We start from the raw sequence: 14,304 nt of genomic DNA, 5'->3' as shown, positions 1-14,304 counted from the left end.
TTTTTGGGACTTCATCGTATATCGGCTGAAATGATTATTTTGCACTCATCAGTGATTAATATTATCTTCCTGGGATTCAATCTCCTTGGTGATGGCCCAGTCCATCAGGATCTCAGCCACATTCACAAGATGGCCCCTGATCCTCCTCTTATGATAATCCTGGATGCTCTTGACCTGGGCCACTGAGGTCTTATCGACTTTTTTCAGGAAGCCTATCGCTTCAGTGTAGTTAAGCTTCTCAAAATTGTCAAGCAGCACCTTCAGGGTCTCGATGATCTCCTTGAGCTCCATGAAGAGCTTCTTCTCTGACTTATCGACGACAATCAGATGATCCACAAACCTCTCCAGCGACCTTGACATGTTGGAGATGAAATGGATGTCGACAGGTTTCAGCTTAGAGGTCTTGTTGAAGGTGAAGATGTTTATGACTGACTTGTCGATGAGAAGCCTGCTCCTGTCGATCTCCTCCTCATACCGTTCGATCAGGGCCTCGTTGTAGTTCTTCAGAATGACATTGATGAGATTCCTTACCTTGTTGACCATGGTCTTGAGAAGAGAAGAGGGCTCGTCAATGCTTATGCTCGATTCGCAGATAATCTTCCTGCCGTCGAGCTCCACCATCTCGACCGCGACCAGACGCTTCTGGTCAAGGAGGGTCTTGTAATCAAGCTCCTTGCTCAAAGTTATCTGGAAAGAATCTGCCGGGTTTATATAGCAGGCGACCAGCAGCTTATGGATGACAGACTGATTGTCCTCATCAACCTTGAGCTCAATATGGCGCTCCTTCTTCTTCCCCATTGTCGGAGACAAAAGGATAGTGCCATCATTATTGACATTCAATGTGAGCTTTGATTCTGACGAGATATCATGCTGCTTGCACCAGGCAGTCGGTAGGTAAATATAGAACATATTGCCTGTCTTCTGCACGTTCCTTATATCCATAAACAAATAGAAGTAAATGGTCTATTTATAAATATATAGATATTTAAAAATATAGTCTTGAGAAGGATTTATTTTCATATGATAATGTCATACTTTTACTAAGATTTGAGTATGAAATGGGCCCGCCGAGACTTTGACTTTTCAAGGACATTGTGTTTTGCGTTAAGGTTATATACTTGTAAACTAAGTGAACTTCCAGACTTGAATTGATTGATTTCTTGTTTTTCATACAAAATTATATATATATATACAAATAAATAATGTCTATTATAAATCAATTTTTAAAAACCTTAAAGAGGTGTAAAATGGAAGATAAAGGAAATTTCGCTTATTTAGCAATTGTATCTATTGTGGCGATTGTCTCATTGGTTGTACTTATGATAGGAAAGGGGCCTGCACAAAGTTATTTTTTATCAACTTCTGAATCAGTAGTTAGGGATGATCTCATCGGTAAATTAACTGAAGTAGAGGAGCAGTTTTTAGCTGAAACAGATTATTGTGATACTGAAGAGGGAAGGAATGATCCTGAAGCTTGCTGGCATTGGGATGGATGGGATCCCGATGAAGACGAGGGTGCTACAGAAGAGGGCCTGTGCGAGTGTGAAAGCCATCATTATTGGATGGAAGGTGACCCCGAACCGAATGAGAGGAAGCACCAATATTGGATGCCTGGATTTTGGACATCGAGTTTTTCTTGGAGTTGTGAAACTCGTTTTGGCTGTGAAATGGAGGAAATGATCTGTGACAGTACGGCTTCACAATATTCTGATAATCCTTATGGTTATGAAGGCTGGTGTGAGTGTAACTGGTATGAGGGTTGGGGTTGCTATTGATTATCAGAGTTATCAATCAACACCCAAGTTTTAACAAGAGAGACTTTTAATAATTTTTAAGATTCTTTTCATTTTATTGAGAGATATATAAGCTTAGTCGACATCAAGAACTCCTCAACAAAATTGAACCTGATTGCAGAATCATGCGCATGTTTTTGCTGTAGAAGCTCATTAAGTACACTGGATTGAGCTGATTTACTATTTTGAATATTGCTATTAGAAGCTCTGTAATCATTGAATTCTTGTGTTTTGTGTTGTCGACCAGAGTCAAGAGTGGTAGAAGAATGAATGGGCCCGCCGAGACATCCAGCATGACTACTCTCGCAGCCAGGCATTTGAACTCGGGACCTTACGATATCTGCCAATTGCGATATCAGTCGTACGCTCCAGCCAGACTAAGCTACGGGCCCATGATTGATCGGCTTTAAAGCTTATCTTTAAAGCCAACGCCCGATGCGGGATTTGAACCTGCGACCTCGTGGTATCTTTCCTTACGGATAACAGCCACGCGCTCTAACCGCTGAGCTAATCGGGCCTGAAACAGCAAATATCCTGATTTCAGCCTTTATAAATCCTATCTGGGTATTAAAGTAAGTAATTTATAAAATTTGTTGTATTTCAATGCCAAAGGAAACAAATTTATATAATATATGGGAGCTTACAAACATGGCAGAATATGGCATCAATGCGCTTCTATCAAGCAAGATATTCCTTTCATGCATAACTGCATATATTTTTGCAGGCCTCATAAAGATCTTCACAGATTTCATGAAAACAAAAAGACTCAGCATCCTGAGCCTCATCAGATCAGGCGGGATGCCAAGCCAGCATGTTGCGATAGGCACAGCATTGGTGCTGTCAGTATATCTTGACCAGGGCTTTTCGCCACTTTTCATTGCCACAATGGTGATGGTGATATACATTGTGCATGAAAGCATAGTGGCAAAATATGAGATAGGGAAGCACTCCACATTCCTGAACATCCTCAACAAGGGATTCAAGCAGTTCAGGGAGACAATAGGACACAGGGGAGTCGAGGCATTCGCCGGATTCATCGTGGGAGCTGTCTCAACAATAATGATCGGGTTGGCATTATGAAAACAGCAATCCTTATACTTGTAGCAATGGCGCTGATCACCGCTTCAGTCTTCATGCTCTGGAGGATTTTCCTCGCTTTCTTCAACAGGAACCCAAAAAGAAGAATCAACAGAGGAGAGCATCTTCTCGCCCCTGCAGACGGGAAAGTGATAAGCATCCTCAGGCTTGACGGGCAGGAGAGGCTCAGGCTCAAGAAGAAATACCTAGGCAAGATAGAACTCATGGTATCAGACATAATCGGCAGAGGAAAAGGATACATGGTCAGCATATTCATGAGTCCCCTTGATGTGCATATCAACAGATACCCCATCAGCGGGAGAGTGGAATCTATCAAATACAAGACAGGGAAATTCCTGGTAGTCAACAACCTGAAGAACTCACTAGAGAATGAGAAGAACGAAATCATCATAAAAACAGGGAGATCCAAGATAAAAGTCGTGCAGATAGCCGGATTCCTGGCACGGAATATAGTCTGCAATGCACAGCCCGGGAAGAATGCAATGCAGGGTGAGATATTCGGCAGGATAAATCTTGGAAGCCAGGCAGTGCTTGTGTTCCCAGACATGATAAACGGCAAAAAACTGAATATCAAAGTAAGGAAAGGGCAAAAAGTAAAAGCAGGCCTTGACATCATTGCAACAATAGGATGATCAGAAATGAAAATCATCAAACTGAAAGAGATGGTGAACCTCCCTAACATCCTAACTATAGCCAATGCATCATCAGGGCTAATATCAATATATTTTGCAATCAACAGCATGCTGGCATATGCAGCAATATGCATACTCATCGCAGCATGCTTCGACTATCTAGACGGAACAGCTGCACGAATGCTGAAGATAAGCAATCCATCAGGCAAAGAGCTTGATTCACTCGCAGACCTCATCTCATTCGGCATTGCACCAGCCATGATAGGATACATGATGAACAGCAGCCTCGCTGCATGCGTCATCTACATGCTATATGTGCTATCAGGCCTGATAAGACTGGCAAGATTCAATGTGATGGGGATAAAGGATTATTTCATCGGTACACCAATACCTCTAGGAGCAGTTGTAATAGCCTTGCTGACATTGATACCACAGTTTCCTGTATATCTGATGTTATATATTTTCATGATATTTTCTATAACAATGCTCCTGCCGATAAAGATCAAGAAAATGAGGTTGTAAAATGATAATGCTGATACTGAAATCACTTTATTTCTTCCTTCCGGCATATTTTGCGAACATGACACCGGTATTTGCAGCAAAGCTGTTCCCGAAATGGGATTATCCGCTTGATTTTTATTTAAAAATAGAAAGCAAAAGAATGCTCGGCGACCACAAGACCATAAGAGGGCTGGTCTTTGGCATAGCTGCAAGTGTCCTGATCTGCCTGATACAGTACCTGCTCTACACCAAATATGATGCATTCAGGGCATTCAGCCTGATAAATTATGACCTCACAACTGCTCTGAGCCTCGGCTACCTCCTCGGATGCGGCGCCTTGTTCGGAGATGCGCTGAAGAGCTTCATCAAGAGAAGGATAGATGTCCAGCCAGGCAAGCCATGGATGCCATTTGACCAGATAGATTTCTCAATCAGCGGACTGCTTTTTGCGATATCCTATGTCCCATCTGCAGGTGTGGCAACCATAATACTGCTGTCTTCACCAATACTCAGCGTCCTGTCAACCAAGATGGGGTTCTATATAAAACTGAGGAATGAGCAATGGTAGAATAGAAGGCACACAAAAAAAGGGAGCCCTTCCAAAGATACGTGGATGACAACCCTCAGAGGTGAGGCATCTATCCTGTCTTTCTTCACAATATCCAGCATCGAGCAGGTAGACTGAAGCATTAATGCAAGCGTGACCACTGAAGCTGCCATGATAAAGGTCCATGAGCCATATGAAAGATAGACGACAGCGCCTAACAGGAAAGAGGAGAAATAACCATTGAACCGGATGAAATGAGAAACAGAAAAAATGACAAGACCTAACAAAGGCAGGGCGATCCAGAGAGCACCGGGCATGAAAAAATGCAAAAGGAAATGATAAACCCCAAAAGGGATCACTGCAGCAAAAAGAATATTTCTCGCGAAGATAAAATAATCCCTCCCAATCCTCAGCTCATCAGGGCTCGCGAAAGGTATCAGGGCGCCTGCCCAAGCGCCCAGGAATACAACAAATGATATCAAGGCAAAATCCGGGTCAAGCATTGAGCAAAGCCTCCATCCTCTCCAGAACAAAATCGGCAATCCTATCCCTATCAGCAGGGATGAACCTGATGGAGCCTGCATTCTCATGCCCGCCACCTTCGATATTGCTGTAAGGGAACCTCTCAGTGAGCTCCTCGATGAAGATGTTCAGGTTGAACCTTTCCATCCTTGTCATCCTGAAAGTGATGCCATCAGACCTCAGGCCAAGCACTACAAGAATATCATGAGACCCCTTCAGGGAATCAAACAAAAGGCCCACTGATTTTCCTGAAGCAGGATAAGAATTGTTCGGGAGTGTCCTGTCAAGATCGATAGTGCAGAGCGCATTCCCACCCCAAATCTTTTTCTCCATGTTCTCTGACAGGACCTTCACTCTCATCACATGGGCACTGAGTATCTCAGGGATCAGCATCCTGATGATCTCCCCCTTCTTCTCCCTATCAAGGCCAAGCAGGACATCTATGAACCCCCTTGCATCAAAAGATCTGGAGAAAAAGGCCTCAAAATCAACGCACATCGAGAGATCAGCAAGAAAATCATAATCATATCCGATCCGTCTGCAAAGATCAAGATAAGACTGCTGTTCCTGGCCTGAAGACTTGTCAGTTATGCCTGACATCGCTGCCAGGACCTCCTGCTCCCTGGCTTCCGGATCGATGAACCTTGACAACTCTGCACAGAGCATGCCAGCAGTCAGGTCGTTGCTGCCTCCTGCCAGATGCGGATTGATGTGGACATCAACAAGGTCATCTATGATGACCCTGTTCTTCCTCTGGAGGTCTGCAGGGAAATGATGGTCGACAACAATCAGCCTGAAACCAGATATCCTCAGCTTCCTGAGAGAAAGCACATCCTCAGAAGAGCTACCATTATCGACAACAATCAGCAGCGGCTCCTTTGCCCCGAATGCCATGTCGTCGGTGGCATAAGACAGCTCCCTTGTCGCATCAGAATAGTCAAGAAAAGGTGTCCTGCAAGCACTCCGCTTATAATACCTGAAAGCATGAGAGGGATGGGCCTTTTTTATCATCGGGATAATCACTTTCTCGAGAGCAAAAGCAGCACAATAGCCGTCATTATCACCATGATGACGTATGATGATCTTCCTGTTCTCGCTGACGGACTTCAGGATGAGAGAAGCTGCAGAAGAGAACTTATCCCTTAGCCTGTCAAGGACAGGCGAACTGACCAAGAAATCCGGGCTGAGGGGAGTGAACATCGCAGAGGAATTTGACAATATGATATCAAGAGCATTCTGCCTGTCAATGCCCTCAAACCTCTTGACTGACTTAAGGATCGGGAAATTATCACGGCTTGCCTGCCTCTCAATCCTGAAATCTATAGAGACAACCTCATCAGGCGCAAGATCAGCCAAAGGAAGTCCGGAATTCTGGAAAATAAGGAAAACCTGGTCAGCGGTCCCGTCATTAAGGGTCAGAAACTGGCCTATCTTCGCCTTCCTGACAGAGATGACCCTGCAGACAGCAGCATATGAACCAGGAGAAGCTGACCTGATGTCGCTGAAAAGCAGATTCATCTCCTCTCCCTCCTCAGGAAATTGCCCCTGTCAATCCTGTTCTTCACCACAATACTGCCCCTGTTGAGCGTGATAACCCCCATGCCCAGCAACTCGTCATGGCGGTTGACAACAAAGAAATCCTTGCCGCAGACGCCCTTGTCTGACAGGAGATCCCTCACATGATCAGCATTCAATATAGATGATTCAAGGATGTTCCTCTTGCATAAGAACAGCCACTCACCTTTCTCATTCACCATGATCCTCTGTTTCCGGCTCATCCCTCCCTGGTTCCCTGCAAGCATCTCAAGCAAGGGGAAACCAGGAGTGAACAGCCCTCGGCGCTTATCATACCTTCCATAATAAAGAGAAACAGAGCTCGGATTCCTGTTAATCCTCCCAGAGACCGAATCTGATATCTGCATGAGCCTTTCATCCTTCCTGTAGAACTCATCGTCTATGACAACATGCTCCGGGACCTGCGCATCAAATGATCTCACAAAATCAGCAAATGCCTTGCCTGCATCTTTCTCCTGCGCCATCTTCATCCCTGCCCTGATGAACTGCTGCTGTCTGATCCGATCACGAGGTCAGTCTTCAGGAGCTTCCTCACATTCTCCCTTATCAAACCGACCAGGTTATCCTGATCAAGGCTCTCCACGGATTTCTCCAGCTTCCCGATATCCTGCTCAAAAAGCCCTGAACGCTGTTCCACATGCTCAAGCCTGTATTCCAACTCCTTTAGGTCCTTCATTGCCTGATTCCTGCTGATGCTCTCCTGGAGATCAAGCTTCTCCTTTGACAGCGAATTGAAGGATTTCAGGATCCCTGTCAGGAACCCGGAATCAAGCTGGCTGATCGCCAGGAGAATCCTCTCTTTCTTCTTATCATCAATGTCAAGCTTATCCTGGCTGCACATCTCCCTTATATCCTCTGCAATAGAAAGTATATGGAGCCTGAAATCATTGCCGAGGGCTTCGAGCCTGTTCTCCAGGTAGCATTCTGCAAGCCTGACCTTCTGAGGATCAGGATGCATCCTGGAATATTTCTTCAGAGCCTTCTCCAATGGATCCATCTTCTCGAAAAGCCTCTGATCAAGCTGCTTGATTTGCGAATCTATTTCCTGAATCCTGTCCTTAGATCTCTTCAATGACACATAATTAGGATTTGAGAAAAACCTCTCGATATCTCCCTTAACCTTCTCCCTGCTGACTGCCATCTGGGCAATCTGCTGCCTCTTGTCCCCGATATCTGCCTGTGCCTTTGCCAGAAGCTTCCTGTTCTTCTGCAGGGTCCTTATCTGGGATGAAATCCTCAGCGCAAGAATGACTTTCTCGTTATCTGTGAATTCCCTGATCCACTTATCCTGAGCAGAGCTTATCCCTGCAATGAGCGTGGCAGTCCTCTTCATGATATCCCCAAAAAACTGGGTCAGGACATAATGAGGCTTTCCTGTCGCCTCGCCGAACTGCTCCAGGAGAGCAGCAAGCTTCTCTGCAGAATCTTTCAGGCTCATGAAATTGCCGGCAGAGAAATCAAGATCATCAAGGAAATCAAGCTTTGTCTGGAAATTCCTGAGACCAATAAGATAATTCTTCTTGTTATCGGAAAGCATCGCCTTGGCATTCTGCGGGATGTTCAGCTGGTCAATATCAGCTGATTCAATCTCCTTGGTCAGTTCCTTCAGTTCCTGCCTCTTATCCTTAATATCAGAGATAATGTCTTTCTGCAAATCAATCGATGCATCAATAATCCCAGATGAGCGCTCATTGAACCAGGATGGCAGTCCAGCTATTGTGACATCAGCCTTTTTCTTCCTCGAAAAAAGAGCCCTTATGAAATCAAATATCCCCATAATTGTGCAACATCCAAACCTCTTTTTAAATATTTACCTGTTGAACGATAATTATTTATAAGCATAAATAAGGTGTCATAGATATGAAGAAGCTCAGGGCCAAGGGACATACAGAAAAACTGAAGAAAATCGCATCAGAAAGGATAAATGCGCTGTTTAGAGAGGCTGCCAAGATCTTCTCATATGATCCAAAGCTTTCAGACAGGTATGTGGGGCTTGCACGCAGGATATCAATGAGATACAAGGTCAAGATTCCCTCTGTACATAAACGGAAATTCTGCAAGCACTGCTATGGATTCATGATGCCAGGAGCAAACTGCAGAGTCAGGACAAAAAAGGGAAAGCTGATATATTATTGCCTGCGGTGCAAGAAATTCTCAAGATTTGTGTATAAATGAGTGATTTTTCTTAATTCTTGGCTCATCCCAAATTTTTTATCGATTTTTGGATTCTGATATAATTTCAATACTGAAATAAATTATTGTTTGACAATATTTATAAATTATTATTAACTAATTTAATCTTAATTATTGATTATTTAAAAGGAAATTGAATGACAAATATCAACATCAAATTGCCGGATGAGCTTCATAAAAAGCTCAGGATCATAGCTGCAATTAGAGGAATTTCTCTCAAAGAGCTTGTTCAGGAGTACCTGGAGAAGGGTTCTGCAGATGATAAGGAATTAGTCGGAGACCTGTTGAAGGAAAATGAAGAGAAGAAGAGCTAGAGGAATGAGCATCATACTGACCATGATCATCTTAGCAACAGCTCTGGCCACTGTTGTCTGCTCACAACCTCCTGCACAGAAAACCATTGTGATTGATGGAGACTTGTCAGACTGGTCCGGGATACTCGGGTATCCTGAAAATTATGTCATAGACCTCATAGAAGCAATGGGTGATCTTGACTACCCAACAATACAGTCAGCAGACAAGGATATGATAAAATGGGCATACACATGGAACTCAACTCATGTATTCTACTATTTCAAGAGAAATGCCGGAAGCAACAATGTAGCCCAGTTCCTGGTCTATATGGACCTTGACAATGATGGATACATGAACTCAACAGACAAAGTTGCAAGGATAGAATTCGACGGACAGAACAAGAAATGCGTCGATAGCCTGCATGATTATGCGCCAACAGGAGGCACACCGGATATGATAATGGGAGATGGATATTCAATGCCAGGCGGAGTGACAAATGAAGTCAATGATGCGACATTTGATCCATGCAGTGCAGACGGGCTTCAGGTTGAGGTGAGCTACAAGTGGGAGGATTTAGGCGCCACAAGCGGAACCCCATTGAGATTCCACATATCATCAGGAAGAAAAGGAACAAACCTTCCGTCAGCAGTGGAAGACAATGCCGGAAACATATCAAGCCGGTATGCTGGAGTAGACATAGAAGCAAGCCAGAACAAGGGAGCAAAGGCCAATACAACAATAACTTATATCCATAATGTGACAAACTTCGGGAATGATATCGATACAATCGACATAGAAGCGATAGGAACAAGAGCAGGATGGAATGTGACAATATATGATGATTCATGGAATGAACTCACTGATTCAGACCTTGACGGCAAAGCGGATCTGATAATGAATGCAGGAGAGACCAAGACAATATATGTAAATTTCACAATCCCAGCCGATGAGGACAATGGCATAAGCGATGACACAACAATCAAAGCAACATCCAGCATCACCCCATCTCTCTATGACACAGTAGAAGACATAACAACAATAGGCACACTCATACTCCTTAACCAGCATGATTATTTGATCTCGAGCGGAGCAAGCATAACCTATACCCATACAGTCATGAACCTGAATGACCCAGATGTGGTTGAAGTTGCAGTCAAGCAGACATCAGACTGGAACTATGCCCTGAGATATCCTAACGGAACAGAGATAGATGATACAGACAGCGACGGGATCGCAGATTTCGGCAACCTAAGCTCAGGAGAGAGCAAGGACTTCCTGTTAGTTGTTGAAGTGCCTTCAGGTGCTGATCTATCCACATCCAACACATTCACAATCTATGCAAACTTCTCCAGCAACCTGTCGATACATGCAAATGTCCAAGACAAGGCCACAATAGATGAAAGGATCCAGATACAGAAGAATGAGAGCGGAAAAGCAGGCGTGGGCTCATATATCTACTACAGGCACAATGTGACAAACTCTTACAATGAGTCTGATATCTTAAACCTGAACTGGACAGGGACACTCGGCTGGACAGCGACATTCTATGAAGAGGATAAGATAACAGAGCTCACAGACACAAATTCTGACTCCATGATAGACACAGGACCAATCGGTCCATATGGGGAATCCAAGAACATCTATGTTAAGCTCTCAGTGCCATCTGATGCAACAGACGGCACATCTGAACTTACTTATATACAGGCGACATCCTCACTTGATCCAGACCATTCCGACCTCGTGATGGACAACACAACAGCATACTACATGCTCGTATTCAATGATTCAGGAAGGACAAACGTTGACCAGTACTATAAAAGGAACGAGAGGGTCTATGCAGAAGCGTATGGCCTGCAGGGCACAGGAAAGGTATTCTTCCAATGGATAGACCCGAATGCCACAGTCCAGAGGACAAGCCCGACAATAAATGTAGATGCAGGCGGTCAGGCGCAAGACGATTATCTGCTCAATTTAACAGCAATATTCGGGCAATGGACACTTGTCATCTATTCCTCTCCTGGAAGTGCAGAGATAACCAGGTCATATTTCCATGTAAATGCACCCCCGAATGTCACAGTCACTGTGCCGAACGGAGGCGAAGACTGGGGTGGATTGCAGACAATACACTGGAATGCATCAGACATAAATGAAGACAGCCTGACATTCAATGTCTACCAATCACCTGACGGCGGATCAAACTTCTATCTCATACAGGGCGGGCTCAGCAACTCAACTCGAAGCTTATTGTGGGACACCACAACAGCGAATGACAATATGCAATCGCTCATCAGGGTCTGTGCATATGATCCCTATGATTCCAGCTGTGATGCATCAGATGCTTATTTCACAGTCAACAATACAATGGGCGACCATGAGGCCCCATCTGTGCTTTCTGTCTGGTCAAATCCATATATCATCAACCAGACGCAATACACAAACCTGACAGCAAACATAACAGACGAATCAGGGATCAATTTCACTCTTGTTGAAGTAAGCTTTGCCAATGGGACTGTAAAGAATTATACCCTGAGCAACAACTCAAACATATGGTATTATGTGTTCAATACAACTGAGGATCATCTGCCTGGAAATTATACCTACAGGATATATGCATATGATCGGGTGGGGAATGTCAATGACAGCGAATGGGGCTGGTTTTATGTGAATGACATCTCAAATAACAGCCCACCCGGAACTATCACCAATCTCCATGCAACAAGCATAGGCACAAGCTGGATACGATGGAACTGGACCAATCCTTCTGACGCTGACTTCAACCATACCATGATATATGTTAACTGGATGTGGCAAGCAAACTTATACACACCAGTACATTCAGTCAACATAACAGGACTGCTCAACAACACAGACTACACCATAGCAATACTCACAGTTGACCATGATGGGAATGTCAACACAACCTGGGTGATCAATACAGCAAGGACAGGGACAATAGCTGACTATACCCCACCAAGTGTGGTTTCAGTTTGGTCAGTGCCATATCTCATCAACCAGACGCAATACACAAACCTGACAGCAAACATAACTGATGATCATCGGATAAATTTCACATTGGTTGAAGTAATATTTGCCAATGGGACTGTCAAGAATTATACAATGAGCAACAACAGCAATATATGGTATTATGTGTTCAATACAACTCCCTCATATATCCCTGGCAATTACACGTATAAAATATATTCACAAGACATGAATGGAAACATGAACGACAGCGAGGGAAGCTGGTTCTATGTCAACAGCCTCTATGACCCTTATCCACCAGGAACTGTCACAAATCTCAATGCTCCCTCTATCGGAACCAGCTGGATATATTGGACATGGACAAACCCACCGGATGTCGACTTCAACCATACAATAATATACCTTAATTGGATATGGCAGGCAAACCTAAATACACCTGTCAATTCAGTGAATTTCAGCGGGCTGATAAACAATACTGATTATACTATTTCAATACTCACTGCTGACCATTCAGGCAACATAAACACAACCTGGGTGATCGATACAGTCAGGACCGGCACTTCGCCAGACCATGATGCACCTGTATTCAATGAATCAGAGACAAGACCAAGCGGAGAGTACAATCAGAGCGATGATGTGCTCTTCCTGGTATCAATAGATGAAAGCGCCACAGTCTCAGCAACATTAGATTATCCAAATGGGAGCCAGCAGAAGATAAGCCTGAGCCATAATGGAACAGATTGGTATTATGCTGCAATATTCAGCCAGACATACGCACTCGGACAGTATAACATTACCTACAATGCGACTGACGGCAACGGAAACTGGAATGTGACTCATGCAAATTTCACAGTAAATGATGTGACAGCACCAAGCGTGCCTGATGTAAACCCTGATGGAGCAAATTATGATATAAATGATTCTGTGTACATATCAGCAAATGTGACTGATGCCTATTATGATAATATGGGCATAGTGGTTGCCAATGTGAGTTGGGGTCCAACCTATGAAATGATCAATCTTTCCTACAATGCAACATCTGGACTATGGGGAGGAGTATTCACCAACACAACAAGCATAGATATATACACAATAAGAATCATAGCCACAGACAATGCAAGCAATGTGAATGATTCAGAGACCGCTGTCTTCACTGTCGGGGATATGTTTCCTCCACTATTCAGCCTTGTTGAACCGAATGATGATGTATTCAATCAGTCTGACAGTGTTCATGTGATCGTGTGCGTAAGTGAGAACTCCACTGTCACAGCGAACATCACCTGGGACAGCACACATGAACAGGCAATCCTCGAGTACAATGGTACTGAGTGGTGCTATGAGTATATCTTTACTAATACTACTTGGATTGGTGTTTATAATATCAGTTTCAATGCTACTGATGAATATGGGAATTGGAATATCACTTTTACAAATTTTACAGTCCAGGAGCTTGCTGATGAGATTCCGCCAGGATCTGTTTTGAATCTTGGGTCTCCAAGTCAGACGAATACGAGTATTTTCTGGAATTGGGTTAATCCAATTGATTTGGATTTTAATAGTACTATGATATATATCGACAATGTTTGGGAGATAAATCTTTCTGTTCCTGTAAACTATTATAATAAAACTGGTTTGACTCCTGATACCAATCATACCATTACTATATATACCATTGATCATGTGGGTAATGTGAATACAACTGGTGTGAATGATACCAATAAGACTTTGGAGAATCCTGATATTGTTCCACCAAGTTCTGTCAGTAATCTGATGTCTCCAAGTCAGACTAATTCGAGCATCTATTGGAATTGGAGTAATCCTGCTGATGCTGACTTTAATGGTACTGTAATCTTTATTAATGGTAGTTGGGTGGCTAACTTGTCTGCTCCAGTCAATTATTATAACTTGACCGGGTTGATGCCTGATGCGTATTATGAGATCACAATCCATACTGTTGATCATGATGGAAATATCAATGATACAGATGTGAGCAATGTCAATAAGACACTCGCTAATACTATTATTGATACTGATGCTCCTGTGTTTGGTGTGGTAGAGCCCTCAGATGACACTTATAATAAGTCTGATACTGTGACTTTTGTTGTCTGTGTTGATGAGAATGCGACGATTGCTGCCAATGTCAGTTGGGACAGCACATATGAATCTG

At 43.6% G+C, this 14,304-nt stretch carries 13 protein-coding genes and 2 tRNA genes; 8 read left to right on the top strand and 7 right to left on the bottom strand.

The genetic code is table 11. The features are described from left to right. Positions 1-48: 48 nt before the first annotated feature. Positions 49-942: a hypothetical protein gene (locus JW968_06650; GenBank protein ID MBN1386619.1), complete on the bottom strand. Its 894-nt coding sequence runs from the start codon at positions 940-942 to the stop codon at positions 49-51. A 305-nt stretch (positions 943-1,247) separates the two neighbouring features. Here JW968_06650 and JW968_06645 point away from each other — a divergent pair, with 305 nt between their 5' ends. Next, positions 1,248-1,775, top strand: coding sequence for a hypothetical protein (locus JW968_06645; protein MBN1386618.1), 528 nt, complete (start codon positions 1,248-1,250; stop codon positions 1,773-1,775). Positions 1,776-2,064: 289 nt separating this feature from the next. On the opposite strand, the gene JW968_06640 is transcribed toward JW968_06645, so the two are convergent. Both JW968_06640 and JW968_06635 read right to left on the bottom strand, forming a co-directional pair. After that, positions 2,065-2,185 (bottom strand) — tRNA-Ile (locus JW968_06640). A gap of 37 nt (positions 2,186-2,222) precedes the next feature. Next, a tRNA-Asn gene (locus JW968_06635) sits at positions 2,223-2,310 on the bottom strand. 131 nt (positions 2,311-2,441) lie between these two features. Between JW968_06635 and JW968_06630 the strand changes: the two genes are divergently transcribed. From JW968_06630 to JW968_06615, 4 genes are read left to right on the top strand one after another with little or no spacing between them, the layout of a single operon-like run. After that, positions 2,442-2,873 (top strand): divergent PAP2 family protein, encoded by a 432-nt coding sequence (locus JW968_06630; protein MBN1386617.1) that lies wholly within the window; start codon positions 2,442-2,444, stop codon positions 2,871-2,873. Then, a complete protein-coding gene (locus tag JW968_06625) occupies positions 2,870-3,523 on the top strand; it encodes a phosphatidylserine decarboxylase family protein (GenBank protein ID MBN1386616.1) in 654 nt (217 codons plus the stop codon). The genes JW968_06630 and JW968_06625 overlap by 4 nt, the downstream gene beginning before the upstream one ends. A 6-nt stretch (positions 3,524-3,529) precedes the next feature. Next, positions 3,530-4,045: a CDP-diacylglycerol--serine O-phosphatidyltransferase gene (gene pssA, locus JW968_06620; GenBank protein MBN1386615.1), complete on the top strand. Its 516-nt coding sequence runs from the start codon at positions 3,530-3,532 to the stop codon at positions 4,043-4,045. 1 nt (position 4,046) lies between these two features. Further along, positions 4,047-4,592: a CDP-archaeol synthase gene (locus JW968_06615; GenBank protein MBN1386614.1), complete on the top strand. Its 546-nt coding sequence runs from the start codon at positions 4,047-4,049 to the stop codon at positions 4,590-4,592. Here JW968_06615 and JW968_06610 read toward each other — a convergent pair. Genes JW968_06610 through JW968_06595 form a run of 4 tightly spaced genes read right to left on the bottom strand, consistent with a single transcriptional unit; the run spans position 4,562 to position 8,445 of the window. Then, positions 4,562-5,161 carry a hypothetical protein gene (locus tag JW968_06610; GenBank protein MBN1386613.1) on the bottom strand — a complete coding sequence of 200 codons (600 nt, stop codon included), beginning with the start codon at positions 5,159-5,161 and terminating at the stop codon, positions 4,562-4,564. The two genes, JW968_06615 and JW968_06610, sit on opposite strands and share 31 nt — an antisense overlap. Further along, the gene (locus JW968_06605) at positions 5,067-6,611 is read right to left on the bottom strand and encodes a hypothetical protein (GenBank protein ID MBN1386612.1); all 1,545 of its coding nucleotides are present in this window, start codon (positions 6,609-6,611) and stop codon (positions 5,067-5,069) included. The genes JW968_06610 and JW968_06605 overlap by 95 nt, the downstream gene beginning before the upstream one ends. Next, positions 6,608-7,138: a hypothetical protein gene (locus JW968_06600; protein MBN1386611.1), complete on the bottom strand. Its 531-nt coding sequence runs from the start codon at positions 7,136-7,138 to the stop codon at positions 6,608-6,610. Before JW968_06600 ends, JW968_06605 begins: the two co-directional genes overlap by 4 nt. Beyond that, positions 7,135-8,445, bottom strand: coding sequence for a hypothetical protein (locus JW968_06595; GenBank protein ID MBN1386610.1), 1,311 nt, complete (start codon positions 8,443-8,445; stop codon positions 7,135-7,137). The genes JW968_06600 and JW968_06595 overlap by 4 nt, the downstream gene beginning before the upstream one ends. 83 nt (positions 8,446-8,528) lie before the next feature. Between JW968_06595 and JW968_06590 the strand changes: the two genes are divergently transcribed. From JW968_06590 to JW968_06580, 3 genes are all read left to right on the top strand, one after another. Continuing rightward, positions 8,529-8,843, top strand: coding sequence for a ribonuclease P (locus JW968_06590; protein ID MBN1386609.1), 315 nt, complete (start codon positions 8,529-8,531; stop codon positions 8,841-8,843). Between the two features lie 155 nt (positions 8,844-8,998). Next, entirely contained in the window at positions 8,999-9,175 is a 177-nt protein-coding gene (locus JW968_06585) for a hypothetical protein (GenBank protein MBN1386608.1), read from the top strand. Positions 9,176-9,179: 4 nt separating this feature from the next. After that, positions 9,180-14,304: hypothetical protein (locus JW968_06580; protein ID MBN1386607.1), on the top strand; the 5,125-nt coding region annotated here is incomplete at its 3' end.

This window comes from Candidatus Woesearchaeota archaeon, from assembly GCA_016928155.1.
Lineage (GTDB): Archaea > Nanobdellota > Nanobdellia > Woesearchaeales > JAFGLG01 > JAFGLG01.
The sequence above is the reverse complement of the archived record's forward strand: the minus strand, read 5'-3'. Positions and strand labels throughout refer to the sequence as shown.